Source organism: Cupriavidus sp. 30B13 (assembly GCF_049059565.2).
Lineage (GTDB): Bacteria > Pseudomonadota > Gammaproteobacteria > Burkholderiales > Burkholderiaceae > Cupriavidus.
Genome location: NZ_CP188224.1, coordinates 1279355 through 1305363, shown reverse-complemented (window position 1 = coordinate 1305363; position 26009 = coordinate 1279355). Strand labels below are relative to the sequence as shown.

Genomic DNA, 26009 nt, shown 5'->3' with positions numbered 1-26009 from the left:
GAGAGATGGAGACGAGACGAAAAACCGCCGCACGGCCGCTGACGCGGCTGCTGACGGCCATATTCACCGTGGCGGCGTGCCTGGCCGCGGGCGCGCCCGCCCTGCACGCCCAGCCGGCGCAGGACACCCTGCGCATCCGCCTGAACGCGGATATCCGCTCCACCGACCCCGGCATCAACCGCGACGCCAACACCGATGCGGTGGTCTCGCACATCGTCGAAGGCCTGGTGGCGTTCCGCGAGGACACCAGCGTGGGCCCGCTGCTGGCGCAGAGCGTGACCGCCTCGCCGGACGGTCTGACCTACACCTTCGCGCTGCGCCCGGGCCTGAAATTCCATAACGGCGCGCCGGTCACGGCCGACGACGTGGTGTTCGCCTGGAACCGCTACATGACGCCGGCCAACAACTGGCGCTGCCTGTCCGAGTTCGACGGCCGCGGCCAGGCCAAGGTGCTCAAGGTGGAAGCGAAAGACCCGCTGACCGTGGTCTACACGCTGGACCGCCCCTCCGCGCTGTTCCTGGAAACGCTGGCGCGCCCCGACTGCGGCGGCACCGGCATCTACCACCGCAGCTCCGTCGGCCCCGACGGCAAGTGGCGCGAACCGGTCGGCACCGGCCCGTTCAAGCTCGCCGAGTGGAAGCGCGGCCAGTACATCGACCTCGTGCGCAACCCCGGCTACGCGGCGCTGCCGGGCAAGCGCGACGGCAACACCGGCAACAAGACCGCCGAGGTGGCCAAGGTGCGCTTCGTCGTCATCCCCGACGTGGCCGCCTCCAAGGCCGCGCTGCTGTCCGGCGGCGTGGACCTGATCTTCGACGTGGAAGACAACGACCTGCCGGAATACCGCAGGCACCCCGAGCTGGTGATGCAGAGCATGCCCACCATGACCCTCAACGGCCTGCTGTTCCAGACCCGCGACCCGCTGCTCAAGGACGTGCGCATCCGCCGCGCGCTGGCGCTCACGCTCGACGTGCCGGAGATGGTGGACGCCCTCACCGAAGGCACCGCGCTGCCGAACCGCTCCGTCATTCCGCGCGCCAGCCCCTTCTACAGCCGTGCGCAGTCCGCCATGCCGGGGCGCGACATCGCCGCCGCGCGCAAGCTGCTGGCCGAGGCCGGCTACCGCGGCCAGACTATCAAGATCCTGGCCACCAAGCGCTACAACTCGCTGTTCGACATGGCCGTGCTGACGCAGGCCATGGCCGGCGAGGCCGGCCTCAAGGTGGACGTGGAAGTGCTGGACTGGGCCACCCTGCTCGACCGCTACAACCGCGGCGACTTCCAGGCCATGGCCTTCACCTACTCCGCGCGGCTCGACGCGTCGCTCTCCTACGAGATGATCACCGGCCCCAAGGACAAGCAACCGCGCAAGGTGTGGGAGACGCCCGAAGCCATCCGCCTGGTGGGCGAGAGCATGAACACCACCGACCGCGCGCAGCGCCAGGCCATCTTCGACAGCCTGGACGCGCGCCTGATGCAGGACGTGCCGGCGGTGTTCTTCTACTCGGAGATGCGCACCAGCGCCGCGCGCGACTACGTCAAGGGCTACAAGGGCTGGCCGATGGGCCAGCCGCGCGCCTGGGGCGTGTCGCTGGCCGGGCGCTAGCGCCGCCTTCGCCCCGCATGCCTTACAGCCAGATGCAATAACCGGAGCCCCCCTTGTCTTCGTCCTTCCTGCTGTACCTGCTCAGACGCGTGCTGTGGACGCTGCCCACGCTGCTGCTGGTCGCGGTGCTGGTGTTCGTGCTGATGCGACTGATCCCCGGCGACCCGGCCCAGATCATCCTCGGCGACGCCGGCACCGCCGAACAAGTGGCCGACCTGCGCGCCCAGTTCGGCCTCGACAAACCCATCCCCGTGCAGTTCGGCCTGTGGCTCTCGCACATGGCCAGCGGCGACTTCGGCCACTCGCTGAGCAGCGGCGAGGCCGTGCTGCCGCTGCTGCTCGAGCGCTTCCAGGTCAGCGCCGCCATCGTGCTGGTGGCGGTGGGCGCGGCCGCCCTGCTGGCGGTGCCGGCCGGGCTGTTCGCCGCGTGGAAGCAGAACTCGCTGACCGATACGGTGATCGTGGCCGGCGCCACCTTCTTCCTGTCGATCCCCAGCTTCTGGCTGGGCCTGCTGTTGCTGCTGTTCGTCGGCCTCAAGCTGGGCTGGGTGCCGGTGGTGGGCTACGTCACCTTCGCCCAGGACTGGCGCGCCGCCGCCAGCTACCTGGTGCTGCCGGTCATCACGCTCACGCTGATCGAGATGGGCGTGCTCACCCGCATGGCCCGCTCCAGCGCCATCGAGACGCTGCGGCTGGAATACGTGACCCATGCCCGCGCCAAGGGCCTGTCCGAGTTCCGCGTGCTGCTGCGCCACGTGCTGCCCAACGCGTTCGCGCCCACCTGGACGCTGATCGGCCTCGTGCTGGGCAACCTGCTCGGCGGCATCGCCGTGCTGGAGACCGTGTTCACGCTGCCCGGCCTGGGCCGCCTGCTGGTGGACGCCATCTTCGCGCGCGACTACCCGGTGGTGCAGGGCTGCCTGCTGTTTACCGCGGGCGTGTACGTGCTGGTCAACCTGGTGGTGGACCTCTTCTACCCTCTCTTCGATCCGCGGGTCGCGACATCATGAAACTACGCACCAACGCACTGGTGGGCGGCCTGCTGGTGGCCACGGTGACGGCGATGGCGCTGCTGTCCGTGCTCTGGACGCCCTACAACCCCCTGCGCCTGAACCTGCGCATGCGGCTCAAGCCGCCCAGCAACCTGCACTGGCTCGGCACCGACGAGTTCGGCCGCGACATCCTCTCGCGCCTGCTGGCCGGCGCCGGCGCCAGCCTGCTGGTGGCCGCGCTGACCGTGCTGGTGGCCCTGCTGCTCGGCACGCTGCTCGGACTGATCGCCGGCTACTTCCGCGGCCGCATCGACCGCGTGATGATGGTCTTCAACGACGCCCTGCTCGCCTTCCCCGGCATCCTGCTGGCGCTGGGCATCATGGTCATCACCGGCGCCAACAAGTACGGCATCGTGCTGGCGCTGGGCCTGGCCTACACCCCCACCGCGGTGCGGCTGGTGCGCGGCACCGTGCTGTCGCTGCGCGAGAAGGAATACGTGGAAGCCTCGCGCGTGATCGGCAACAGCGAGCTCGTCACCATGCTGCGCCACATCCTGCCCAACTGCGCCGCGCCCCTGATGGTGCTCGGCACGTCGATGTTCGGCTGGGTGGTGCTGGCCGAAAGCGCGCTGAGCTTCCTCGGCCTGGGCGTGCCGCCGCCCGCGCCGACGTGGGGCAACATGCTGTCCTCGGGCCGCCCCTACATCGAATCCGCCGCCTGGCTGGGCATCGCGCCCGGCGTATGCATCGCGCTGACGCTGCTCGGCATCAACCTGCTGGGCGACGCACTGCGCGACTGGCTCGACCCCCGCATGGAGCAAGGATGAATTCCAGGATGGACTCCCACACGCTCGACCCGCAACCGGCGCCGGCGCCCGCCCAGGGCGGCCCGCTGCTCAGCGTGCGCGGCCTGACGCTGCGCAGCGCCGCCGGCGCGCGCATCCTCAACGGCGTCTCCTTCGACATCGCGCAGGGCGAGGTGCTCGCGCTGGTGGGCGAATCCGGCAGCGGCAAGACGCTGGCCGGGCGCGCCGTGATGCGCCTGCTGCCGTCGCAGGTGCGCCAGACCGGCGGCACCATCATGCTGGCCGGCCACGACATCGCCACGCTGCCGGACCGCGGCATGCGCTCGCTGCGCGGGCAGGTCGCGGGCATGGTGTTCCAGGAACCGATGGTCTCGCTCAACCCGGCCATGACGGTGGGCGCGCAGCTCTGCGAAGGCCTGATGCTGCACGAGAAGATCCCCGTGCAGGCCGCGCGCGAGCGCGCCGTGGCCATGCTCGCGCGCGTGCAGATCGCCGACCCCGAAGGCTGCATGGCGTCCTACCCGCACGTGTTCTCGGGCGGCATGCGCCAGCGCATCATGCTGGCCTCGGTGATGCTGCTCAAGCCGCGCCTGCTGATCGCCGACGAGCCCACCACCGCGCTGGACGCGCTCAGCCAGCGCGAAGTCATGCAGATCATGGCCGACCTCACGCGCACCAGCGGCACCGCCGTGCTGCTGGTCACGCACGACCTGCAACTGGTGGCGCACTACGCGGACAGCGTGCTGGTGCTCAAGCGCGGCGACCAGGTCGAGTCCGGCCCCGCCGCCGAGGTACTGCGCAACCCGCGCGAGGCCTACACCCGCAGCCTGATCGCCGCGCTGCCCCGGCGCGACGACGGCCGCCCCGCCGTGGCCGACGCGCCGCCGGTGATCGAAGCGCGCAACGTCTCGGTGGGCTACCCCGGCACCCAGCGGCTGTTCTCGCGCAGCGCCGCCAAGCGGGCCGTGGACCAGGTCTCGCTGGCGATTCGTCCCGGCGAAGTGGTGGCGGTGGTGGGCGGCTCGGGCTCGGGCAAGACCACGCTCGGGCGCGCCATGATCGGCCTGCTGCCGCTCGAAGGCGGCGAGATCCTGTTCCGCGGCCAGCCGGTCGGCAGCGGCGGCCGGCAAGGCCGGCGCGACTTCCGGCTGGCCTGCCAGATGGTGTTCCAGGACCCGTACTCGTCGCTCGATCCGCGCCAGCGCATCGGCGACATCGTGGCCGAGCCGCTCAACCACGGCGAGCCGCTCACGCGCGCCCAGCGCCGCGAGCGCGTGGACGCCATGCTGGCCGAAGTGGGGCTGGACGGGCTCGGCGAGCGCTATCCGCACGCGCTCTCCGGCGGCCAGCGCCAGCGCGTGGCCATCGCGCGCGCGCTGATCCGCCGGCCCGCGCTGGTGGTGGCGGACGAACCGGTGTCCGCGCTCGACATGACCATCCAGAAGCAGGTGCTGACCTTGTTCCGGCAACTGCAGGCGCAGCACGGCTTTGCGTGTTTCTTCGTCTCGCACAACCTGGCCGCGGTGTCGGAGGTGGCGGACCGCATCGTCGTCATGCATCAGGGGCGGATCGTCGAGCAAGGCAGCGTGTCCGACATCTTCGACCGGCCGCAACATGACTACACGCGCGCGCTGCTGGAAGCGGCCTATGTCGCGCCGGGGCAGCAGGCGCCGTTGTCGGTGCCGGCCCGGGGCGCGGAGGACGGCATGGGCTCGCTGATGCTGGGGGCGACGGCTTCGTAGGGGCGCCGGCCCTCTTCCCCGGCCCCTCTCCCACAAATGGGAGAGGGGAGCAAACCCCCGACACTGCCCGACCGGCCAAAGTCAGTCGACGATCGAAATCTTGTCCACCACGCGGCAGACGCCGGGCGTGCTCCACGCGGCGTGCGTCAGCAATTCGCGCTCGGACCAGGTGTGGACGGTGCCCGTCAGCGTCACCTCGGTGCCCTTGACGGATACCGCGATATCCCGCGCCTCCGAGGTGGAGCGCCGGGTCAGCGCGGCCTCGATGTCGGCCCTGACGGCGCCGATCGATACCGGCGAACGGACTTCGATCTGGTTGCTGACCCCGCGCACGCCCATCAGGTCGCGCACCGCGGCGACGGCGGCCTGCTTCTGATGGTCCCAGCCGACCAGCCCCGACAGCGTGATCCACCCGTTCTCCACCATCACGTCCACGCTGTCCTTCGGCACGAACGAAGTCCACTCCAGGACGTTCTTCGCCGTGCGCGCGATGTCCACGTCGTTTCTCTCGCTGGCGCCGGTCAGCCGCACGTCGATCTCGACGGCCAGGGCCTTCACCCCCTTGACGCGCTGGACCGCGCGCTCCGCGCTGTGCTTCTCGGCAAAGCTGCCCACGTGGCCGGCCAGCGTCACGACGCCGTCGCTGACCTCCACGCCGATCTGCGCCGCGTTGATCGACGACTCCCAGCGTAACTCGGCCATCACATCTCGCTGCAATTGCGTATCGGTTCTCATCATGGTCTACCTTTCATGTCAGGGAACCGTAGCGTGCACGGCATCGGCGCCGCCGTCTGTACGGTAGCGGCGCCGGGCCCGCCGGCAAAGGCGGCCGCGCGGTACCTGGTACGGCTGCGTACCGACGCGCACATCGTTGTCGCGCATGGTGCCGGCTGTTGTCTTCCGATGCCCGTCGATGTTCCTCGATGTCCCTGAATGTCCTCAAGCGACCCGCCATGACGCCTGCCCAAAATCCGCTTTCGCCCGCCCTGCTCGCCGGCATGCACGCCTACTGGCGCGCCGCGAACTACCTGTCCGTGGGCCAGATCTACCTGCAGTCCAACGCGCTGCTGGAGGTCCCGCTCACCCTCGCGCACACCAAGCCTCGCCTGCTGGGGCACTGGGGCACCACGCCGGGCCTGAACCTGATCTACGTCCACCTCAACCGGCTCATCAACGAACATGGCCTGGACATGATGTACGTGATGGGCCCGGGCCACGGCGGCCCCGGCATCGTGGCGCAGACCTACCTCGAAGGCTCGTACACGGAGCGCTACCCGGCCATAGAGCGCAACCGCGGCGGCATGGAGCGGCTGTTCCGGCAGTTCTCCTGGCCCAACGGCATTCCGAGCCATGTCGCGCCGGAAACGCCCGGCTCCATCCACGAAGGGGGCGAGCTCGGCTACGCGCTGGTGCATGCCTACGGCGCCGCCTTCGACAACCCCGGCCTGATCGTCGCCTGCGTGGTCGGCGACGGCGAGGCGGAGACCGCCACGCTCGCGGCGAGCTGGCACTCGAACAAATTCCTGAACCCGGCGCGCGACGGCGCCGTCCTGCCGATCCTCCACCTCAACGGCTTCAAGATCGCCAATCCGACCATCCTGGCCCGCATCGGCCGCCAGGAACTCACCGAGCTGCTGCGCGGCTACGGGCACGAGCCCTGCTTCGTCGAGGGCAGCGATGCCACGCTCGTGCACCAGGCGCTCGCCGCCGCGCTCGACCAGGCGCTGGCGCAGATCCGGCGCATCCAGGCCGAGGCGCGCGCCCCGGGCCGCGCGGGCGCCTGCGCGCGGCCGCGCTGGCCGATGATCGTCATGTGCACGCCGAAAGGCTGGACCGGCCCGAAGTTCGTCGACGGCCTGCCGGTGGAAGGCACCTGGCGCGCGCACCAGGTGCCCATTGCCGATCTCGCCAGGCCCGGCCACCTGCATCAGCTCGAGGCATGGATGCAAAGCTACCAGCCGCGCGAGCTGTTCGACGAACAGGGGAAACTCCGCGACGAACTGGCCCGCCTGGCGCCCACCGGCCACCGCCGCATGGGCTTCAACCTGCATGCCAACGGCGGCGAGCTGCTGGTGCCGCTGTCGATGCCGCACATGCGCGACTACGCGGTGGCGGTGCCGCTGCCCGGCAGCGTCAAGGCCGAGGCGACGCGCAACCTCGGCGGCTTCCTGCGCGACGTGATGCGCCTGAACCTCGCGCAAGGCAACTTCCGCCTGTTCGGCCCGGACGAGACCGCCTCCAACCGGCTCGAAGCGGTCTTCGACGTCACCGGCAAGACGTGGATGGCCGAGGTGGAGGAGGTCGACCTCGACCTGAGCGCCGAGGGCCGCGTCATGGAGGTGCTCAGCGAGAACCTGTGCCAGGGCTGGCTGGAAGGCTACCTGCTGACCGGGCGGCACGGCCTGCTGTCCTGCTACGAAGCCTTCATCCACGTCATCGACTCGATGTTCAACCAGCACGCCAAGTGGCTCAAGGTGAGCAAGCAGGTGCCGTGGCGCAAGCCGGTCGCCTCGCTCAACTACCTGCTGACCTCGCACGTCTGGCGCCAGGACCACAATGGCTTCTCGCACCAGGACCCCGGCTTCATCGACGCGGTGGTGAACAAGAAGGCGGAGATCGTCCGCATCTATCTGCCGCCCGACGCCAACTGCCTGCTCGCGGTGGCCGACCACTGCCTGCGCAGCCGCAACTACATCAACGTGATGATTGCCGGCAAGCAGCCCGAGTGGCAGTGGCTGGACATGGACGCCGCCGTCGGCCACTGCGCCGCCGGCGCCGGCATCTGGCAATGGGCGAGCAACGACGGCGGCGACCCGGACGTGGTGATGGCCTGCGCGGGCGACGTGCCCACGCTGGAGACGCTGGCCGCGGTCAGCCTGCTGCGGCAGTACGTGCCCGACATCCGCATCCGCGTCGTCAACGTGGTCGACCTGATGGTGCTGCAGCCGGTCTCGGAGCACCCGCACGGCCTGAGCGACCACGACTTCGACGCGCTGTTCACCACCGACCGGCCCATCATCTTCGCGTTCCACGGCTATCCGGCCATGATCCACAAGCTCACCTACCGCCGCCGCAACCACGGCAACCTGCACGTGCGCGGCTACAAGGAGGAAGGCACCACCACCACGCCGTTCGACATGGTCGTGCTGAACAATCTCGACCGCTACCAGCTCGCGCTGGACGCCATCACGCGCATCCCGCGCCTGAGCGGCGAGGTGGAAACGGCCACGGCGCGCTACTGGGCAAGCCTCCAGCGCCACAAGCTCTACATCGGCGAGCATGGCGAAGACCTGCCCGAGATACGGGACTGGCAGTGGCAGCCGCGATCGTGACAGGGCTGCGGGCGCTACGGAATGCCGCGGGCGCGGCCGGGGGCACCGCAGCGGGCACGGCGGGCGGCGCCTAGCGCCACAGCACCGCCACGGTTTCCGCGCCGTGGCAGGCCGCGTAATTGTCGCAGCCGGCGCAGGCCGGTTCGGGGCAGGGATGGAGGTCGAGCCGCAGGCACAGTTCGTGGTAGAAGAACTTCTTCCACTTCATGTCGGTGGTGTTCGCCGCGTAGAGCGCGGGGAAATATTCCTGCAGCAGGCGCGAGACGTCGTGCCGCCCGGACAGCCCCATGTCGTGCCACAGGTGCGAGCCGCCGAAGCAGCCGCTGGCCAGCGCGTGGGCCGCCCAGCGCATTTCGGGGCGGCTGGCGTCGCCAGTGGCGATCAGCATCGCCACCAGGTCGGGAAACTCGCAAGGCAGCGCGGCGGCGTCCACGGGCGCGGATTCCGGCGCCCATCCCGCCGCCCGCGCGCCGGGAAAGCACTGCTCCAGCATCTGCCAGAACTCGGCCTCGGCCAGCCCCAGCCATTGGGCAAAACGGGGCAGCTTGCCGGCGTTGGCATTCTCCAGCACCCCCGCCAGCGCGCGCGCCGCGGGCTCGCCGGGAGACAGCGAAAACGCATCCAGGATCAGCAACGACTGGTTCACGGCACCGCCTCGTGGGGACAGGCGCCGCCGTGCCGGCGCCGCCCGGGTATGGTTCAACCCCGGGTCAACCCCGGGTTCAACCCTCGGTCCGGCCCTCGGCCCGACCCTCGAAATATAGCGTCGTATATAACGGTAGTCAAACCCGCGCCGCCTGCCCCGGAGGTCACACCGCGCCGGCGATGTACTCGCGCAGCCACTGATGCGCGGGGTCGCGGTGGGAGCGTTCATGCCACAGCATGGCCAACTCGTAGCCCGGCACCGCAACCGGCGGCTCGACCACCCGCAGCGCGCCGGCGCCGCGCACCAGGCGCTCGGGCAGCATCGCCACGAGGTCGGTGCTGGCCAGGGCCGACATGACGAACAGGAAATGCGGCACCGACAGCACCACCCGCCGCGCGAGCCCCGCCTGCGCCAGCGCTTCGTCCGTGACGCCGCGAAATCCCCCGCCGTCCGGCGACACGATCACATGGTCGAGCTCGCAGAACTGCGCCAGCGTCGGCCGCCGCTTCAGGCGCGGATGGCCGGCGCGGCCCGCCAGCACATAGCGCTCCGTGAACAACGCCCGGCGGTGCAGGCCGGCCGGCGCTTCGTCGCTGATATGGAAGGCCAGGTCGATCTCGCCCTGCTCCGCCTGCCTGGCGATGCGCGGCGGCGCGATTTCGAGCACGGCCAGCCGCACGCCCGGCGCCGCCGCGCGCAGGCCGGCCAGGACCGGCAGCAGCACCGTCGACTCGCTGTAATCGGAAGCGGCCACGCGCCACGTGTGGCTGGCTTCGGCCGGGTCGAAGGGGCTGGCCGGCGCGACCGCGCGCGCCAGCGCGTCCAGCGCTTCGCGCAACGGTTCGCGCAGCGCCTCGGCCCGCGCGGTGGGCCGCATCCCGCGCGGCCCCGGCAACAACAACGGGTCGCCGAAGATGTCGCGCAGCTTGGCGAGATGGACGCTGACCGATGGCTGGGAGAAATTCAGCCGTTGCGCGGCGCGGGTCACGTTGTGCTCGGAGAGCAGGACATCCAGCGTCAGCAGCAGGTTGAGGTCCAGCCGTCGCAGATTATTCATGGCAATACCTAGAATATCAATTATTCATTTCCAATATACCGGACGAGGGCCTACCTTGCAGGTTTCCAGCAACGAAAGGCCCAGCCATGCATGTACTTCTGGTCTACGCCCATCCCGAGCCCCGCTCGTTGAATGGCTCGCTCCGGGACTTCTCCGTCAAACGCCTGCGCGATGCCGGACACACCGTCCAGGTATCGGATCTCTATGCCATGAAGTGGAAAGCCGCGCTCGACGCCGACGACAACCTGGACCACCAGCCCGGCGCGCGCTTCGACCCCGCCCTCGATTCGCAGCACGCGTTCGAGCACGGCCGGCAGAGCGCGGACATCGCGCGCGAGCAGGACAAGCTGCGCTGGGCGGATGCCGTCATCCTGCAATTTCCGCTGTGGTGGTTCTCGATGCCGGCGATCCTCAAAGGCTGGGTCGAGCGCGTCTACGCGTATGGCTTCGGGTATGGCGTGGGAGAACACTCCGACCTGCGCTGGGGCGACCGCTACGGGGAAGGCACGCTGGCCGGCAAGCGCGCGATGCTGGTGGTCACGGCGGGCGGCTGGGAATCGCACTACGGCCCGCGCGGCATCAACGGCCCGATCGACGACCTGCTGTTCCCGATCCAGCACGGAATCCTGTACTACCCGGGCTTCGACGTCCTGCCCCCCTTCGTGGTCTATCGCACCGGCAGCCTCGACGAAGCGAGATTCGCGGACATCCGCGGCGCGCTCGGGCAGCGCCTCGACGATCTCTGGCAGACCGCGCCGATCCCGTTCCGCCCGCAGAATGCCGGCGACTACGACATCCCGGCGCTCACGCTGCGGCCCGGCATTGCGCCGGGGCAGACCGGCTTCGCCGCGCACCTGGACGTGTAGCGCTGGCTGGAGCGCCAGCTAGAACACCAGCTCCCCCAGCCGCTCGAACGGCACCGGCGCCGAGATGGCGTAGCCCTGCAGCAGGTCGGCGCCCAGCGACTTCGCCAGCGCCATGTCTTCGTCGCTCTCCACGCCTTCGGCCACGGTCTGCAGTTCCAGCGAGCGCGCCAGATCCATCGACAGCGAGAGCAGCCGGCGCGCGCGCTCGGTGTGGCGGGCGCGGTGCAGCATGGTCTTGTCGATCTTGACCTGCTGGAACGGCAGCAGGCCGAGCGCCTGCAGCGAGGCGTAACCGGCGCCGAAGTCGTCCTGCGAGATCATCATGCCGCGGCCCGAGAGCGCGCTGAGGTTTTCCAGCAGGCTGGCCTCGCCGCCGCGCGCCAGGCGCGTCTGCTCGGTCAGCTCCAGCACCACGCGCGCGATGTCCAGGCCGCGCGCCATGCTAGCGCGCAGCAGCACCGGCACGAAATCCGCGGCCGCCGCGGTGCGCGGGTTGACGTTGAGCGAGAAGCGGCCGCGGTAGTGCGGAAAGCGCGTCTGCACGCGCGCGCAGGCGCCGAGGAAATGATCCATCAGCAGGATCTCCACGCCGTGGCCCGCCATGCTTTCCACGAACTTGTCCGGGGCCTGCTGCCGGCCCTGGTCCGACCAGCGCGCCAGCACCTCGAGCCCGACGATGGTGCCGTGCCGCGCGCTGATCTGCGGCTGGAACACCGGATAGATATGCCCCAGCTCGATGGCGCCGACCAGCTCGGCCCGGGTGAGCGCGAGCAGGTCGTCGCCCTGCAGGCTGCGCTCGGCCGTGTCCGCGCCGGGCGGCGCGAGCGCGGGCTGTCCCAGCCTGTGCCGCAGCCGCGCCATGCGCTCGGCCACGCTATCGTGCGGACCGTCCTCCGGTCCCGTGACTGACGCTGGCTGCCATGCCGGCGCCGGACAGGCCCCCTCCTGGCCACTGATTAACGCGAAGTGCAATTCAAGCTCCCGGAAGCCATACCCGCTCTACCCTGACCCTAACCACGGTTCGTTGTTCTCGATGTTCCGTTCTTCTTTTTTTTTCTGTTTTTCTTCTGTTTTATCGCTCTCGTTTCCGGTGCTTTCATGCCGCCTCTGCGGGGCGGCTTGCCTGCGGCAACGCTACGGCAACGCACGGCACCGATGCACGGCGCGAACGTGCGCGGCGCGAAAGACCAGCCCGCGGGCGCCCCGGCATCCGCATCCGCATATCGATGCGCGAGTACCTCATTCTTTCAGTACATGGCCGGCTCGTGGTGCCTGGAATTCCCCTCCGAAGCGGGACCACCCCCCAATGCAGGGTACTGATGCGATGCAACACCTACCACAATGCACTTCAGCAAGACTGACCCCTTGCTAAACACTCAAGGGGTGCAGGGGCGCCCTGCACCTGCACCCCTCTTTTTCGCTGGGCGGCAACGCACCCGCGAAGCCGCCGCCGCACGGCCGCCAAGCCGCCTGCCCGCGCCCGCCTCAGAACCCCGAGAAACGAATGCCGATCGAGCCATAGCCGTAATAACGGTCCAGCTTGCCCGCGGTCGCCGCATTGTAGAGAAACGGGATGGTCCCCACGAAGTTGTGCAGCGATGCCTGCCCGCGCAGGAACACCTCCACGTTCTTCACCACCGCGTACGACAACTCCAGCCCCAGCGTATGGTTCGAACGGATCGGCGAAGTGCCGTAGGCCTGCGCGCGGTTATCGACGTTGCTGCGCAGCAGGTACTGGAACTGGTAGCCCAGCCGCGCGCTGAAGTCCTTGTACTTCCAGCGGTAGGCGCCGCCCAGGTTGAGGTAGCCCGCCACGTAGTTGAAATCGTCGTTGATATTGAGCCCGTACTGGCTCGCGTCCGTGGAGAACGACGCCGACGTCAGATTGACGTTGCCCGCGCGGCAAGGCGCGGCCAGCGAGCCGTTGGCGATATTGTCCGAGCCGATGGCCACGTTGAAATTGCAGCCGCCCTGCTGCAGGCGCGTATTGATGCCGCCGATGGTCACGCGGCTCGCGCCCAGGCCGAAGAAGCCCGTCAGCTGGCTGCGCTCGGTCAGCTCGCCGGAGAAGATCACGTCGGCCTGCGCCTGGATGTCGTTGGCGTCGTTGACGGTCACGCCGTTGAAGGTGGCGCTGCGCACCTTCAGCGCGGCGGAGCGGTCCAGCGTGCCGGAGCGGTCGCCCCACAGCGAGAAGCGCATCATGACGCGGTCGCGCGCGCCCGGCTCGGCCAGCGGGTCGTAGTGCAGCGCCACCATCCAGGTGTCGATCTGGTTGTTGTCGGGGCCGTAGTCGATGCCGCGCCGCCAGTAGGTGGCCGAGGCCGACCACCGCGGCGAGAACTTGTAGCCCAGCATCAGCCGCCCGCCGCGATAATCGCCGGCGTTGTCCGGCAAGCTGCCGCCGCCCTGGTTGAACACATCCATCGAGCGGTTGACCATGTCATAGCTGGCCTCCACGCGCACGGACGTGAACTCGCCGGTGGCGGGTTCGGCCTGCATGAACACGTCGTCCGGCGCGGCGCTGGCCGCGCCCGCGCAGGACAAGCCCACCATCAGGGCGCCGGCCTTGCCGAGCCGGCGCGAGCGAAACAACAGCATAGGAGACTCCGAGGCCGTGGGCTGGCCTCATGCACGGCATGCGCCCGCACCCCACCCGCGGGAGCCGGCGCACTGCACACAAAAAGAAGCCGGCCACCCGCCGCGCGCGCCCGCGGGCGCGCGTGGCGGATGACCGGGCATGCCCTCCCCGTGCGGGCGGAAGGCGTGGCTGCGCACCGGTCAGGGGTTCAGCGTGACCGAGGTCTTGATGCCGTTGCCGCTCACCGTGGCCGCGCTGGTCTGCACCGACTGCACCTGCGTCTTCTGCGGGCTGCCGCCGGCCAGCGTGCCCACGCTCACGGCCTTGCCGCCCTGGCCCGCCACCGCGAACGTCACCGGGAAGGTGGCGGTCGCCTTCGGCGTGAGCGCGTCGATCTGCGGCTGGCTCAGCGCGCCGGCGCTCTTGAGCTTGGCGAGGAAGGTGGTGAACGGCAGGCTCAGCGAGCCGCCGTTGGCGCTGCTGAACAGGTTGTCGGGGGTGGCGTTGGTCAGGCTGACGTTGGCCGAGGTGGAGCCCGAGATGCTGAACGAGTAGGCCGTGTTGGCCGGCACCTGCACCGCGGTCAGCGCCGAGCCGCTGAAGGTCAGCGAGACCTTCTCGATGATCACGCTGACCGTGCTGCCGTTGTAGGTGTAGCTCAGGCCGGCACGCACGTCGGCCGCGCCGCCGGCGAACGGGTCGCCGTCCTTCGACACCGCCACCGTGATGGCGCCAAGCGCGCCGCCGCCGGTGACCGTCACCGCATCGCTGACCGGGAACGTCTGGCCGTTGATGGTCATCGTGGCCAGCTGGATGAAGTTGGCCGGCTTGACGGCATTGGCCACGTTGTCGATGGCACCGCTGTCCACCGCGCCGCTGCCCAGGCCCGTGGCGGCGGTCTGGATATCGGCCGCGTTGCCGCTCGCCACCGCGCCGCCCAGGTCCGACAGGCCCGCGGTCTTCGACGGATCGGACAGCGTGGCCGGCGTCACCGCCGCCACCAGGTCGCTGGTCGTGGTGGACTTGGCGCTGTCCACCACCGCGTTGACCGCGCCGGCCGACTGCAGCGCCGCCAGCGTGGCCGCCGGGCTGGTGCCCAGCACGATGGTGCCCAGCGACGCGCTCACGTTCGCCACCTGGCTGGCCACCACCGGGCCGGCCAGCGCGCCCACGTTGGCCGCCACCGTATCGATGTTCGCCTGCAGGGTGGCCGGCAGGCCGGCCTTCGCGTTCTGCACGGCGGAGGTGACCACCGTGGTCACCAGCGTGCCGCTGGTCAGGTCAGCCGTGCCCGACGCCGCGTTCACCGCGTTGGCCACCGCCTTGGACGCCGCCGCCGCCGCGTCGCCCGCGCTCAGCGTGCCGCCCTTGGCCAGGCCGGTCAGCGTCTTGGCGACCTGGTCCACCAGCTGCTGCACCACCACCGCGGCCTTGAGCACCGCCACGTCCTGCATCGGGTCCAGCGTGGCCAGGTCCTTGCCGTCCAGGCCCAGCTTGGTGGCCAGCGCGGCCGCCTGCGCGGCGCCGAGCTGCGCCACCAGCGTGGTCAGCGGCGAGATCACCGGCGTCACGCCCGCCTTGTAGGCCACGGCCGGTGCCTGCAGCACGCCGGTGAACGGCTGGCTGGTGCCGATGTCGGTACCGCCGGACACCTTCAGCGCGCTCGTGGAGCAACCGGCGGGGAACGTGAAGTCGCCCGTCGCGTTGGTGGTCGCGGTCTGGTTGCTGCAATCGAGGAAGGTGACGGTGGCGCCCGACAGATAGAAGTCGACCGCCTTGCCGTTGACCGTGACCGACGACGGCGTGGATGGCGAGGGAGAATCCGAGCCGCCCCCGCAGGCAACCAGCGCTGCCGCGGCGGCAGCCATGATGCCGAGGGTAAAGATGTTCTTGATGTTGGTTTGCACTCTTCTCGCTCCTGAAATCGTTACGTCGATACGTGGTCTTTGGATTCACGCGCCGGGCAATCTCCGCGCGCCGTTGCCGGCGCCCTTCGCTGCCGCGTCCTGCCGCGCATCACGGATACCCTTGCCGGCCCTTGCAAGCGCAATCGGCAGCCGCGCAATTGATGCAGTGCGTTACTGCGTCCTGCCAGCACACTAGATAAACAATCCCCACCATCGTGTCACCCCTACTTGGAGGGGGAAAGCATGGACTTGCGCGGCAGGCGGTATCGGGGGCGCCCCGCCTGCCTTGCGGCGCGGCCCTGTCCGGCCGCGCCGCGCCCTGCCCGGTGGCGGGGCCTGCCGGCTACCCGGCAGCGCCCTGCGCCTGGTCTACATCGGCCGCATCGACCGCTATCGCATCGCCTGCGCCGAGCGCACCGGCTAGATCGGCTAGATCGGCTGGCACACGCGCAACGCGGGGAAATCCTCCGGCACGAGCCAGCGCGCCACGTAGCTGCCCATGGCTTCGAGCAAGACGTCCGACGTCAGGCCCGACGCGCCGGCCAGTGCCGGGCAGACGATCCACGTGGTGCCGTCGCGCTCCAGCACCCGCAGCGTCTTCGCCAGGTCCGCGGGCTGCAGGATGAAGCTGGACGCGCGCGCGTCCTCGAGCGCAAACGCCTGTACGAAATCGTCAAGATGGCGCTCGCCCAGGCAGACCACCACCTTCGGCTTCCAGTGCCGGCGGATGCCGTCGATGAAATCGAAGCGCTGGCCGTTGCGGCACAGATCCAGGTAGCGCTGCTTGGGCACCAGCGCGGGCTGGCCGCGGAACGCCTTCGACCACGGCGTCTGCCCGATCAGGTGGGCCGGCAGCGGGAACAGGCTGAGCTTGAACTCCGCGCCGTGCGGCGCGTAGAGGTGATGGTCGAAGTAATGCTTCCAGTCGCATTCGCTCAGCGAGCTGCCGAAGGTATGCGCGCGCGCCGCCGCCATGATCCGTGCGATCTTCTGGTGCGACTGCCATCGCTCCATGCTCTGGCGATGCTTGTCGCGGTACGCCTCGTCCCACGCGCCCGGCTGCGCGCGCGGCACCAGCGGCGCCACCAGCGACTCCACCCACGGATGTGGCGTGCTGTCGCAAAACCACACGGCCGCAGCAGGATTTCCCCCTTCCATACCCACGTAGGACGCGAAATACGCATCCAGCTGCTCTCGCGAAAACACCGTCTTCTGTTCTATTTCCATCGCCTCTACCGCTTGGTGGAGTTAAAGATGCCCACACGCAGAGGCCATACTCACCTGTACGACGTGAAGAGCAAGGAGACGCCCCGAATGCATCGGCAAATCTCTAATAGAACCTGGAGACAACCCGCTGAGTGGGAAGCAGAGCGGCGCCGGCGATCCGGCGCCTCCCATTGCGCTTCGTATCGGCGAGCCAGCCAGCCCGACGCTAATGCTGGCCCACACGGATTTGACCTTCCTGCAACCAATCTGAATCAGTCTTTCCCCATGGAAGAACCTCTCCGGCGCCATGTCTGTACAACCCGCGAGCCACCGGATACCGCCCCAAGGAAACCTGATCACGTTTGCGCGAAACACTAACTAGGCGGACCGAGATTTTGCGTGAGAATCGACCGATGCGCGCCCCCCTTTGGAGGGATTCGTTGCAGTCTTCTATCCCTTCTTGAGCGGGGTAACAATCAACGCCCGCCTTGCCCGCACGCGCGCGCGGGAAAGCGCAATCGCCTAAAAGGATGAGGAAGGATGAGGCCGCCGGCGCGGGCGCGCGCGGCCAAACTTGGATAGAGTCATGCCGGCGCGCGGGCCCTTTTTCGTGCCGCCCGCGCGCCCACCATGCCCGCCCAGCCCACTGTCCGCAACACCGCCCCGCCCACGGCCGGGCCGCCGCAGCACAGCCGCTTCGAAGTCGGCGGCCACGCGCAAGCCAATGTAACAAACCAGATACTTCGCTGGCGCGAACGCGTGGGCCACGTCATGGACCTGCAGGTGACCCGCGACGACCTGCGCGCGCCGTTCCACGCCGCCATCGACCGCTACCTGCTCGGCGACATGGTCTTCACCGACTGCCGCTGCGACGGCGTGACGCTGCAACGCAGCCTGGCGCGCATCTCCACCGACACCATGCGGCACCACGTGCTGCAGGTATTCGTCGAAGGCAGCGCGGGCACCGTGGAAGGCATGCGGCGCAACCCGGTGCCGCGCCACGGCGGCATCCTGCTCACCGACCTGGGCCAGCCCATCGCGATGCAGCGCGGCGCCACCCGCGCGCTCTCGTTCTTCGTGCCGCGCGCGATGATGGACACCATCTTTGCCGACACCGAAGCCGCCCACGGCCGCATTGCCGAGGCCAACACCCCGCTCACCCGCCTGGCCGTGGAACACGCCATGATGCTCAGCCGCGAGATGCCCGGCATGAGCGCGCAGGCCGCCGCGCAGGCCACGCGCGCAGGCGTGGAACTGCTGATGGCCGCGTTCCGGCGCGGCGCCAGGCTCGAAGGCAGCGCCCGGGCGGCCGCGCGCACCGCCATGCTGGCGCGCGCGCGGCGCCTGATCGATGCCGACCCCGGCCAGGCCGGCCTCTCGCCGGGAACGCTGCTGGCCAGCATGCAGATCTCGCGCCCCACCCTGTACCGCCTGTTCGAAGACGAAGGCGGCGTGCAGGCCTACATCCGCAAGAGCCGGCTGCGCGCCGCCGCCCACGACCTGGTGCGCTTTCCGCGCCTGCCAGTCAACGACATCGCCTACGGGCTGGGGTTCAACAGCGCGTCGGACTTCACCCGCGCGTTCCGCCGCATGCTGGGCATGTCGCCCAGCGACCTGCGCGCCTACGCCACCGAAGCCGGCAACGACGGCTTCCAACTCAGGCAGGCCGCGCTCGCCGTGCAGGACGAAGCGTACCGCCAGTGGCTGCACCGGCAGGCGGCCTGAAACGCGTGGCGGCCCTCGCGCGGCACCTCAGGCCGCAATGCCCGGCGCCTGCCGCACGCGCGGATCATGCGCATCCGGGCGGGCCTGGAAGTCGGCCAGCGTCAGCCACTGGCTGATGAACCGGCCCATCGCATTGAGCAACACGTCCGACGCCAGCCCGTCCACGCCGGCCACCGCCGGGCAGATCACCAGGTGCGTGCCCTGGTCCGCGTAGACCCGCAGCACCCGCGCCTGGTCCGCGGGCTGCAGCGTATGCGTGGCGCACGGCAGCCCGCGCATGCCGAAGGCGTGGACGTAATCCGCCTCATGGCGCTCGCCAAGGCAGACCACCACCTTCGGCCGCAGGCGCCGCCGCAGCCCCGCGATAAAGCGGAATCGCCCGCCTTCCTGGCACAGCGCCAGGTACCGGCTCTTCGGGTTCAGCTCCGGCTGCGCGCCGTGCAGGTACTTCCACGGCAGCCCGCTCTCCGCGCGCACCGCCAGCGGAAACAGGCTCAGCTTGAACTCCCAGCCGCGCGGCCGGTACAGATACTCCGCCAGATAGCGCTGCCAGTCGCCGCTATCGTCGCGGCCGAACAGCGCCACCTCCCGCGCCGCCGCCATGATGCGCGCGATGCGCTGGTGCGACTGCCATTTCGCCATGTCCCGCGCGTGGCGCCGGCGGAAATCCGCGTCCCACGCCGGCGCCGCGGTCAGCGGCGCCAGCACCGGCTCCAGCGGCCGGCCGTCCGCCACCGGCATCGCGTCGCAAAACCAGACCGCCGCCGCCGGGTTGCCCCCCGTCATCCCCACGTACGACGCAAAGTAAGCATCGAGCTGCTCACGGGTAAATACGTGCCCTTCCATTCCCGACCATCCCGCTGGTAGATGTCATGGCGGCCCGCAAGCGTGCGTGCCATCGGGGCGCCATTGCCGGGGCGCCTGCGCGCAATACCGGCACGCACAGCGTAGCCCGGCCGGCGCGGCGCGCTTGACCGTGCGTCTCAAAACGACGGCGCGCCACGCGCCTGCCGCGCAGAAACGACGCGCCCATTCGCACGCTAGCCACGCCCTGAACGCGCACTGAACGCGCACCGGCCACACACCACGCGCGCGCAAGCCGCCAATCCCCACGCATTCCCTTCTCACGCAGGGTACCGGTAGTTCTCGCTGCACCGCATTATCCGCTCCAATGCAAAGACAGAAGCACGCCGCCGCGGCCAGCGCCGCCGGCCAGGCACGAAGCGTTGCAGCTCCAATGGGCAGTCCGCAAAGGACGCCGCAGGTGGCTCCGGTCAGCCACCGCGCAACACCCGCCATGGAGCGACTGCCGCGGAAGCAGTCCAGCACGACTTTGCCTCTGTCTTGCCGTGGCCACGCCGCGGCATTGTGCATGGCGCCGGCCTGACCGGCCGCCACACAACGTCATTTTCCAGCAGGGGGAAAAGCGCGGACGCACGCGGTGCGCCCGCTACGCGAACGCTTCGGGGGGAGCCATGGGAGTCTATCGCGACATGTTTGCCAGGCATCACGATCAGCTAGCGCTGATGGTGCGCCTGTTCGATGTAGGTGCCATCTGGATCGCCGGCTACGTTGCCGCCGAACTCCGCTTCCCCGCCGATCCCGGGGCGGCCGCACCCATCCACCAGTTCATCCAGTACTTCGGCTGCGCGGTCGCGTTCATCGTGCTGCCCGGCTTTGACCTGTACGCCTCCTGGCGCGGGCGCAGCTTCGCCGCGCTGGCCGCGCGCCTGATCGCCGCCTGGACCCTGGTCTGGCTGGTCAGCCTGCTGCTGTGCTACTTCATGCATCAGATCGACGCGCTCTCCCGCCTGTGGATGATCTACTGGTACGCGCTGTCGCTGGCCGGCCTGTTCGTCCTCCACCTTGCCACCCGCTCCATGCTCAGCATGGTGCGCGGCGCCGGCATCAACCACAAGCGCGTGCTGATCGTCGGCTACGGCCGCACCGGCCAGGAGATGTACCAACGCGCGACTGCCAGCCACCGCACCGGCTACAAGATCAGCGGCATCTACGCCCCCGAAGGCGAGCCCACGCCCGAAGGCCGCCCGCGCATCACGGACAGCGCCGAGATTCCCGCCTTCTCGCGCTCGCACGGCATCGACGAGATCTGGCTCACCCTGCCCCTGTCCGAATCCCGCCGGATGCAGGAGATCGCCTTCTCGCTGCGCAACGACTTCATCGACATCAAGTGGATGCCCAGCGTGCTGGACTTCGACCTGCTCAACCACAACGTGGGCAACTTCCTCGGCATGCCCGCGGTGGAAATGAACCGCCCGCCCTCGCTGGGCGTGCGCGGCGTCGTCAAGGCCATCTTCGACCGCACCTTCGCCGCCCTCGTGCTGCTGGCCCTCTCGCCCCTGTTCGTGGCGATCGGCATCCTGATCAAGCGCGGCTCGCCCGGCCCGGTCTTCTTCAAGCAGGAACGCCTGGGCATGGACGGCCGCGTGATCCACGTCTACAAGTTCCGCAGCATGAAGGTGCACGCCGAGCACGGCACCGTCACCCAGGCCAGCAAGGGCGACAGCCGCATCACGCCCATCGGCGCCTTCCTGCGCCGCACCAGCCTGGACGAGCTGCCGCAGTTCATCAACGTGCTCAAGGGCGAGATGAGCGTGGTAGGGCCGCGCCCCCACGCCATGGCCCACAACAACATCTACAAAGAACAGCTCGACTTCTACATGCTGCGGCACCGCGTCAAGCCCGGCATCACCGGCTGGGCCCAGATCAACGGCTTCCGCGGCGAGACGGACACGCTCGACAAGATGGCCAAGCGGGTGGAGCACGACATCTTCTACATCCGCAACTGGTCGTTCTGGATGGACCTGCGGATCATCTTCTGGACGGCGTTCAAGGGGTGGACCGGGCAGAATGCGTACTGAACCGTCGCGCCCGGGCAGCACCGCCGCGACGCTGTTCTCGCCCCAGGGCAGGCTCTGGCTCGCGGCCGCCGCCGTGTTCTACCTGACCATGCTGGTGGTGGGCAACCTCCCCGGCAAGGCGCAGGCGCTCAACCAGGAATTCGGCGACAAGGTCATGCACCTGAGCGCCTACGCCTGCCTGGGCGGCGCCATCTACCTGGCTTTCTCCCGGCACAAGGCCGCCATCACGCTTGCAGGCATTGCCGTGCTCGGCGGGCTCGATGAAGTCATCCAGTCGTTCTTTCCCTACCGCTCGTCCGACCTGGCAGACCTGCTCACGGACCTGACGGCAGCCGTACTCGCCATTGCCCTGCTCTCCCTGGCCAGCGCGCTGGCAAACGCCAGGGCGCGCAAAGACGCAGGCGATGCAAACCGATCTCTACCCCCTTCGACACGCGCTCATGAAAATCACCATCATCGGTAGTGGCTACGTTGGCCTGGTCACCGGCACCTGCCTGGCCGAGCTCGGCAACGACGTACTGTGCCTGGACCTGGACGCCACCAAGATCGGCATGCTCAACGCCGGCGAAGTGCCCATCTACGAGCCCGGCCTGAAGGAGCTGATCGAGCGCAACCATGCCGCCGGCCGGCTGCGTTTCACCAGCGACATCGAAGCCAGCGTGCAATTCGGCGACGTCCAGTTCATCGCCGTCGGCACCCCGCCGGACGAAGACGGCTCGGCCGACCTGCGCTACGTGGTATCCGCCGCCCGCAATATCGGCCGCTACATGACCACCCCCAAGATCGTGGTGGACAAGTCCACCGTGCCCGTGGGCACCGGCGCCAAGGTCAGGCAAGCCATCCAGGCCCAACTGGACGAGCGCGACCTGCCGGCGCTGGAGTTTGCCGTGGTGTCCAACCCCGAATTCCTCAAGGAAGGCGCCGCCATCGAAGACTTCATGCGGCCCGACCGCATCGTCATCGGCACCGAGCCCGGCGCCGCCGGCCAGCGCGCCCGCGAAGCCATACGCACCCTGTACGCGCCCTTCACCCGCAACCACGACCGCATCCTCAACATGGACATCGCGTCGGCGGAATTCACCAAGTACGCCGCCAACGCCATGCTGGCCACGCGCATTTCCTTCATGAACGAGCTGGCCAACCTGGCCGACGCGGTTGGCGCGGACATCGAGCTGGTGCGCCAGGGCATTGGCTCCGACCCGCGGATCGGCTACAGCTTCCTGTATGCCGGCACCGGCTATGGCGGCTCCTGCTTTCCGAAAGACGTACAAGCGCTGGAACGCACCGCAGCGGAATACGGCCAGGCGCCGCGCATCCTGGCCGCGGTGGAAGCGGTCAACCAGGACCAGAAGCGAGTTCTGGTGCGCAAGATCGTTGCGCACTATGGCGAGGATCTGAGCGGCCTGACTTTCGCGCTGTGGGGGCTGGCCTTCAAGCCGAATACGGATGACATGCGGGCTGCGCCCAGCCGGGTTGTGATCAAGGAACTGCTGGCGCGCGGGGCTAGCGTGCGGGCGTTTGATCCGGTGGCGATCGAGGAGGCCAGGAAGGCGATTCATGCGGATCTGGGCGGCGATCCCGCAGCCACCTCGCGCATCCATTTCGTGCCAGATCAGTCGGCCGCGCTGGAAGGCGCCGATGCGCTCGTCGTCGTGACTGAGTGGAAGTCCTTCCGTTCACCTGACTTTGCTGCCATAGCCGCTGTGCTGCGGGAGCCGGTGATTTTTGATGGGCGGAATCTTTATGAGCCGGCGGAGGTCAACCAACTGGGATTCAAATACTACGCAATTGGTCGTACCGGCGAAGGACGACAAGGAGAACGTCTCAGCATCGCCCCGGCAAGCGTAGGGACACCAAGCGGCATGGTTGCCGGGGCCGCCCAATGAAAGCGCTACGTGGGGGGCGCGTGCTGGGTGCATTTATAAATGCCGTAAGCTGGGATGAAGCCGTCACGGCAATACACCAATGGGCGACACGGCGCGAGTCACGCTATGTCTGCATATGCAACGTCCATTCTGTAGTCACGGCACGATCGCATCGGGATTTTTCCCAGGCTATCAGCAACGCGGACATGAACACTCCGGATGGCGCTCCTGTCGCATGGATGCTTCGGTGTCTCGGCTACCCAACGCAGGAGCGCATCAATGGCCCAGACCTGATGCTGCGCTACTGTTCCCACGCTGAGCAGACCGGTGAGAGCATCTTTCTCTACGGTGGCCGCATCGAAACACTTCTTCTCCTTGAACAGCGCCTAAAGGAGGATTTCCCTTCGCTGCGCATTGCAGGCATGCACAGCCCCCCGTTTCGCAAACTGACAGAAGAGGAAGACCGCGAGATAGTCGAAAAGATCAACAACAGCGGTGCCAGCACCGTCTGGGTAAGTCTTGGCTGCCCAAAGCAGGAGCAATGGATGGCCGATCATCGAGGAAGGATCAAGGCCGTAATGATCGGCGTCGGGGCCGCCTTTGACTATCACGCGGGAACCGTACGCCGTGCGCCGCTATGGATGCAGATGCGCGGACTGGAGTGGCTGCACCGGTTGTGCTCCGAACCGTCAAGACTGTGGAAAAGGTACCTCGTGACAAATTCGATCTTTGTCGGACTCGCTCTCAGCCAATTGCTCTTGGCACCTTTGACGAAGCGCTCGCGAGTCTGACCAACGACGGTCTCCGCCCATGCGGACTTCTACCGTGGGAATCATCAGTACACTAAGCGGCAATTCCTATTCTCAATCTGCCCAAAGGTGTCATCCATCCAGGACTGACAACGCATGAGTTCGCCCACACAGACAAATTTTCGGCCCGACATCGAGGGGCTGCGAGCAATAGCAGTACTTTCGGTCATTACATTTCATGCATGGCCTGACATGCTCGCCGGCGGCTTTATCGGTGTCGATATTTTTTTTGTATTGTCCGGTTTCCTCATATCGCGCAACATTCTGAAAGATCTCGGTCAAGGTAATTTTTCTATCACCACATTCTATGAGCATCGAATCCGACGCCTTTTCCCGGCCCTCTTCTTCGTGCTTATCGTGTGCTCTATCCTGGCGTATCAGTTGTTCGCGCCAGCACCTCTAGTTCGCTTTGGCCAGAGCCTTGCGGCAACAGCCCTTTTTTCCTCGAACATCTATTTCGGTACACATACAGGCTACTTTGACGAAAGCGCCCAATTGCAGCCGCTTCTTCATACTTGGTCGCTTTCCGTCGAGGAACAGTTCTATGTATTATTTCCGATATTTCTGGCATTCCTGTGGAAGAAGAAACGATCCGCACTACCCGCAAGCCTGATTTCTCTCGCAGTCCTGTCTCTCGCTTTCAGTGTCTGGGCGGCTCACTTTCATTCTTCTGCCGGATTCTTTCTACCCTTGAGCCGCGGATACGAATTCCTCCTTGGAACTGCAATTGTATTCGCCAAGCCGGAGCGGATATCGGCTCGTACCACTGATGCATTATCCGTCGTCGGCCTTTGCCTCGTAGCTGGCAGCATCGCGCTGATAACGGAACAGATGCCATTTCCTAGTGCCTTGGCATTCCTGCCCGGTCTTGGTGTAGCCTTGCTGATTCTTACGGGATCCACAAGGTCAACGGCGATCTCCAGGCTTCTGGGAATGCAACCGCTTCGGTATGTCGGTAAGATTTCGTACTCGCTGTATCTGTGGCACTGGCCAATACTCGCTTTCTCCAAGCACTACTTCCTCACTGACAGTCTTTCCGAAATTCAAACACGCTTCGCCGTTGCGCTGGTATTCCTAATCTCGGCGGCATCGTATCAATATATTGAGAAACCCTTCCGGTACGGTAGCTTCGGCAAGACAGCCCTGTTTAGCTCCGGAGTCGGCCTCATCACTGTTACTTGTGCTTGGTCAGCCTCCCTCGTCATGGCAAGTGGTTTTCCTTACAGATTTTCCCCGACGTCGCTCCAGCTGTTCTCTTATGAAGGCGACTTCAATAAAAGAAGAAACCAGTGTCACGGCAGCAATCACCAGCACATTGCCTATGACAAGAACTGCATATACGGGAATGCATCCGATCCGCCCACCCTCGCAGTCTGGGGAGACAGTCACGGCGCCGAATTGTCACTGGCGCTCGGCGAGCATATGTCGCACCGGGCCCAGTCTGTGCTGCAGATCACGTACTCTTCGTGCCCGCCTGCGCTGAATTACACTCCCAAAGACCGTCCCGACTGCAGAACTCACAACGAGGAGGCACTACTCGGTCTGAAATCAGATCCAAGGATTAGAACCGTAGTGCTCGTCGCCTACTATCGCAAGTACTTGGACGACCAGTGGCCCACGATGACGGCGGGCCTGGAGCAGACCGTGCGAGAACTACGGCAGGCCGGCAAGGCAGTCATCCTTGTCAACCCAATACCGACCTTCTCCTACAACGTTCCTGATGCCCTCGGCCTCCGGGCTTCGCGCAACGATGGCGTGCCGAACGTGCAGATGCCTCTCAACGCCTATCTGCGGGAAAATGCCTTGCCGCTGGCAAGCCTGAAGATGATCGCCAATGCGACCGGTGCGCGCCAAGTCCGACCCGAGGACATCCTGTGCACGGGTGGCAGTTGCTTCGCGACTGTCGGTGGCATGCCGGCCTACTTTGACAACAATCACCTGAGCCTGCAAGGCGCCCGGGCGCTCACCGTCGCATTTGACTGAAGA

General features: G+C 67.4%; 20 protein-coding genes. 12 read left to right on the top strand and 8 right to left on the bottom strand.

Annotation, left to right across the window (positions count from 1 at the left end):
- Window positions 1-5: 5 nt before the first annotated feature.
- From ACKI2N_RS24975 to ACKI2N_RS24960, 4 genes are read left to right on the top strand one after another with little or no spacing between them, the layout of a single operon-like run.
- The gene (locus ACKI2N_RS24975) at window positions 6-1607 is read left to right on the top strand and encodes an ABC transporter substrate-binding protein (protein ID WP_420991475.1); all 1602 of its coding nucleotides are present in this window, start codon (window positions 6-8) and stop codon (window positions 1605-1607) included.
- Between the two features lie 53 nt (window positions 1608-1660).
- On the top strand, window positions 1661-2617 hold the full coding sequence (locus tag ACKI2N_RS24970; protein WP_420991474.1) for an ABC transporter permease: 957 nt from the start codon (window positions 1661-1663) through the stop codon (window positions 2615-2617).
- On the top strand, window positions 2614-3426 hold the full coding sequence (locus ACKI2N_RS24965; RefSeq protein WP_420991473.1) for an ABC transporter permease: 813 nt from the start codon (window positions 2614-2616) through the stop codon (window positions 3424-3426). Before ACKI2N_RS24970 ends, ACKI2N_RS24965 begins: the two co-directional genes overlap by 4 nt.
- Window positions 3423-5147: a dipeptide ABC transporter ATP-binding protein gene (locus ACKI2N_RS24960; RefSeq protein WP_420991472.1), complete on the top strand. Its 1725-nt coding sequence runs from the start codon at window positions 3423-3425 to the stop codon at window positions 5145-5147. Before ACKI2N_RS24965 ends, ACKI2N_RS24960 begins: the two co-directional genes overlap by 4 nt.
- 81 nt (window positions 5148-5228) lie before the next feature.
- Here the strand turns inward: ACKI2N_RS24960 and ACKI2N_RS24955 are convergent, their stop codons facing one another.
- Window positions 5229-5885, bottom strand: a complete 657-nt coding sequence (locus ACKI2N_RS24955; RefSeq protein WP_420991471.1) for a BON domain-containing protein — start codon at window positions 5883-5885, stop codon at window positions 5229-5231.
- Window positions 5886-6100: 215 nt separating this feature from the next.
- Here ACKI2N_RS24955 and ACKI2N_RS24950 point away from each other — a divergent pair, with 215 nt between their 5' ends.
- Complete coding sequence (locus ACKI2N_RS24950) at window positions 6101-8479, top strand: phosphoketolase (protein ID WP_420991470.1); 2379 nt, start codon at window positions 6101-6103, stop codon at window positions 8477-8479.
- A 70-nt stretch (window positions 8480-8549) separates the two neighbouring features.
- Here the strand turns inward: ACKI2N_RS24950 and ACKI2N_RS24945 are convergent, their stop codons facing one another.
- Together ACKI2N_RS24945 and ACKI2N_RS24940 are read right to left on the bottom strand one after the other, a co-directional pair.
- Window positions 8550-9125, bottom strand: coding sequence for a nitrogen fixation protein NifQ (locus tag ACKI2N_RS24945; protein WP_420991468.1), 576 nt, complete (start codon window positions 9123-9125; stop codon window positions 8550-8552).
- Window positions 9126-9288: 163 nt separating this feature from the next.
- Entirely contained in the window at window positions 9289-10182 is an 894-nt protein-coding gene (locus tag ACKI2N_RS24940) for a LysR family transcriptional regulator (protein WP_420991467.1), read from the bottom strand.
- A gap of 86 nt (window positions 10183-10268) precedes the next feature.
- Between ACKI2N_RS24940 and ACKI2N_RS24935 the strand changes: the two genes are divergently transcribed.
- Window positions 10269-11048, top strand: coding sequence for an NAD(P)H-dependent oxidoreductase (locus ACKI2N_RS24935; protein ID WP_420991465.1), 780 nt, complete (start codon window positions 10269-10271; stop codon window positions 11046-11048).
- 18 nt (window positions 11049-11066) lie between these two features.
- Here the strand turns inward: ACKI2N_RS24935 and ACKI2N_RS24930 are convergent, their stop codons facing one another.
- The 4 genes from ACKI2N_RS24930 to ACKI2N_RS24915 all read right to left on the bottom strand — a co-directional run bounded on the left by ACKI2N_RS24930 (window position 11067) and on the right by ACKI2N_RS24915 (window position 16757).
- Window positions 11067-11921 (bottom strand): EAL domain-containing protein, encoded by an 855-nt coding sequence (locus tag ACKI2N_RS24930; protein ID WP_420991464.1) that lies wholly within the window; start codon window positions 11919-11921, stop codon window positions 11067-11069.
- Between the two features lie 612 nt (window positions 11922-12533).
- Complete coding sequence (locus ACKI2N_RS24925; protein WP_420991463.1) at window positions 12534-13649, bottom strand: hypothetical protein; 1116 nt, start codon at window positions 13647-13649, stop codon at window positions 12534-12536.
- Window positions 13650-13829: 180 nt separating this feature from the next.
- Window positions 13830-15536, bottom strand: coding sequence for a hypothetical protein (locus tag ACKI2N_RS24920; protein WP_420991462.1), 1707 nt, complete (start codon window positions 15534-15536; stop codon window positions 13830-13832).
- A gap of 429 nt (window positions 15537-15965) precedes the next feature.
- Entirely contained in the window at window positions 15966-16757 is a 792-nt protein-coding gene (locus ACKI2N_RS24915) for an XpsR family transcriptional regulator (protein WP_420992054.1), read from the bottom strand.
- Between the two features lie 615 nt (window positions 16758-17372).
- On the opposite strand from ACKI2N_RS24915, the gene ACKI2N_RS24910 reads away from it, so the two are divergent.
- Window positions 17373-18467 (top strand): helix-turn-helix domain-containing protein, encoded by a 1095-nt coding sequence (locus tag ACKI2N_RS24910; protein ID WP_420991461.1) that lies wholly within the window; start codon window positions 17373-17375, stop codon window positions 18465-18467.
- 27 nt (window positions 18468-18494) lie between these two features.
- On the opposite strand, the gene ACKI2N_RS24905 is transcribed toward ACKI2N_RS24910, so the two are convergent.
- On the bottom strand, window positions 18495-19313 hold the full coding sequence (locus ACKI2N_RS24905) for a transcriptional regulator (RefSeq protein ID WP_420991460.1): 819 nt from the start codon (window positions 19311-19313) through the stop codon (window positions 18495-18497).
- A gap of 647 nt (window positions 19314-19960) precedes the next feature.
- On the opposite strand from ACKI2N_RS24905, the gene ACKI2N_RS24900 reads away from it, so the two are divergent.
- From ACKI2N_RS24900 to ACKI2N_RS24880, 5 genes are all read left to right on the top strand, one after another.
- Window positions 19961-21349, top strand: a complete 1389-nt coding sequence (locus ACKI2N_RS24900) for an undecaprenyl-phosphate glucose phosphotransferase (RefSeq protein ID WP_420991459.1) — start codon at window positions 19961-19963, stop codon at window positions 21347-21349.
- Window positions 21339-21812: a VanZ family protein gene (locus ACKI2N_RS24895; protein ID WP_420991458.1), complete on the top strand. Its 474-nt coding sequence runs from the start codon at window positions 21339-21341 to the stop codon at window positions 21810-21812. Before ACKI2N_RS24900 ends, ACKI2N_RS24895 begins: the two co-directional genes overlap by 11 nt.
- Window positions 21790-23235, top strand: a complete 1446-nt coding sequence (locus tag ACKI2N_RS24890) for a UDP-glucose dehydrogenase family protein (RefSeq protein WP_420991457.1) — start codon at window positions 21790-21792, stop codon at window positions 23233-23235. Before ACKI2N_RS24895 ends, ACKI2N_RS24890 begins: the two co-directional genes overlap by 23 nt.
- A gap of 185 nt (window positions 23236-23420) precedes the next feature.
- The gene (locus tag ACKI2N_RS24885) at window positions 23421-24005 is read left to right on the top strand and encodes a WecB/TagA/CpsF family glycosyltransferase (protein WP_426990948.1); all 585 of its coding nucleotides are present in this window, start codon (window positions 23421-23423) and stop codon (window positions 24003-24005) included.
- 114 nt (window positions 24006-24119) lie between these two features.
- Window positions 24120-26006, top strand: a complete 1887-nt coding sequence (locus ACKI2N_RS24880) for an acyltransferase family protein (protein ID WP_420991455.1) — start codon at window positions 24120-24122, stop codon at window positions 26004-26006.
- Window positions 26007-26009: the final 3 nt, after the last annotated feature.

Coding starts and splice junctions, on each gene's coding strand:
- ACKI2N_RS24975 (WP_420991475.1), top strand. CDS start 6: ATGGAGACGAGACGAAAAACCGCCGCACGGCCGCTGACGCGGCTGCTG.
- ACKI2N_RS24965 (WP_420991473.1), top strand. CDS start 2,614: ATGAAACTACGCACCAACGCACTGGTGGGCGGCCTGCTGGTGGCCACG.
- ACKI2N_RS24960 (WP_420991472.1), top strand. CDS start 3,423: ATGAATTCCAGGATGGACTCCCACACGCTCGACCCGCAACCGGCGCCG.
- ACKI2N_RS24955 (WP_420991471.1), bottom strand. CDS start 5,885: ATGATGAGAACCGATACGCAATTGCAGCGAGATGTGATGGCCGAGTTA.
- ACKI2N_RS24950 (WP_420991470.1), top strand. CDS start 6,101: ATGACGCCTGCCCAAAATCCGCTTTCGCCCGCCCTGCTCGCCGGCATG.
- ACKI2N_RS24940 (WP_420991467.1), bottom strand. CDS start 10,182: ATGAATAATCTGCGACGGCTGGACCTCAACCTGCTGCTGACGCTGGAT.
- ACKI2N_RS24935 (WP_420991465.1), top strand. CDS start 10,269: ATGCATGTACTTCTGGTCTACGCCCATCCCGAGCCCCGCTCGTTGAAT.
- ACKI2N_RS24925 (WP_420991463.1), bottom strand. CDS start 13,649: ATGCTGTTGTTTCGCTCGCGCCGGCTCGGCAAGGCCGGCGCCCTGATG.
- ACKI2N_RS24910 (WP_420991461.1), top strand. CDS start 17,373: ATGCCCGCCCAGCCCACTGTCCGCAACACCGCCCCGCCCACGGCCGGG.
- ACKI2N_RS24905 (WP_420991460.1), bottom strand. CDS start 19,313: ATGGAAGGGCACGTATTTACCCGTGAGCAGCTCGATGCTTACTTTGCG.
- ACKI2N_RS24900 (WP_420991459.1), top strand. CDS start 19,961: ATGTTTGCCAGGCATCACGATCAGCTAGCGCTGATGGTGCGCCTGTTC.
- ACKI2N_RS24895 (WP_420991458.1), top strand. CDS start 21,339: ATGCGTACTGAACCGTCGCGCCCGGGCAGCACCGCCGCGACGCTGTTC.
- ACKI2N_RS24890 (WP_420991457.1), top strand. CDS start 21,790: ATGAAAATCACCATCATCGGTAGTGGCTACGTTGGCCTGGTCACCGGC.
- ACKI2N_RS24885 (WP_426990948.1), top strand. CDS start 23,421: ATGAACACTCCGGATGGCGCTCCTGTCGCATGGATGCTTCGGTGTCTC.
- ACKI2N_RS24880 (WP_420991455.1), top strand. CDS start 24,120: ATGAGTTCGCCCACACAGACAAATTTTCGGCCCGACATCGAGGGGCTG.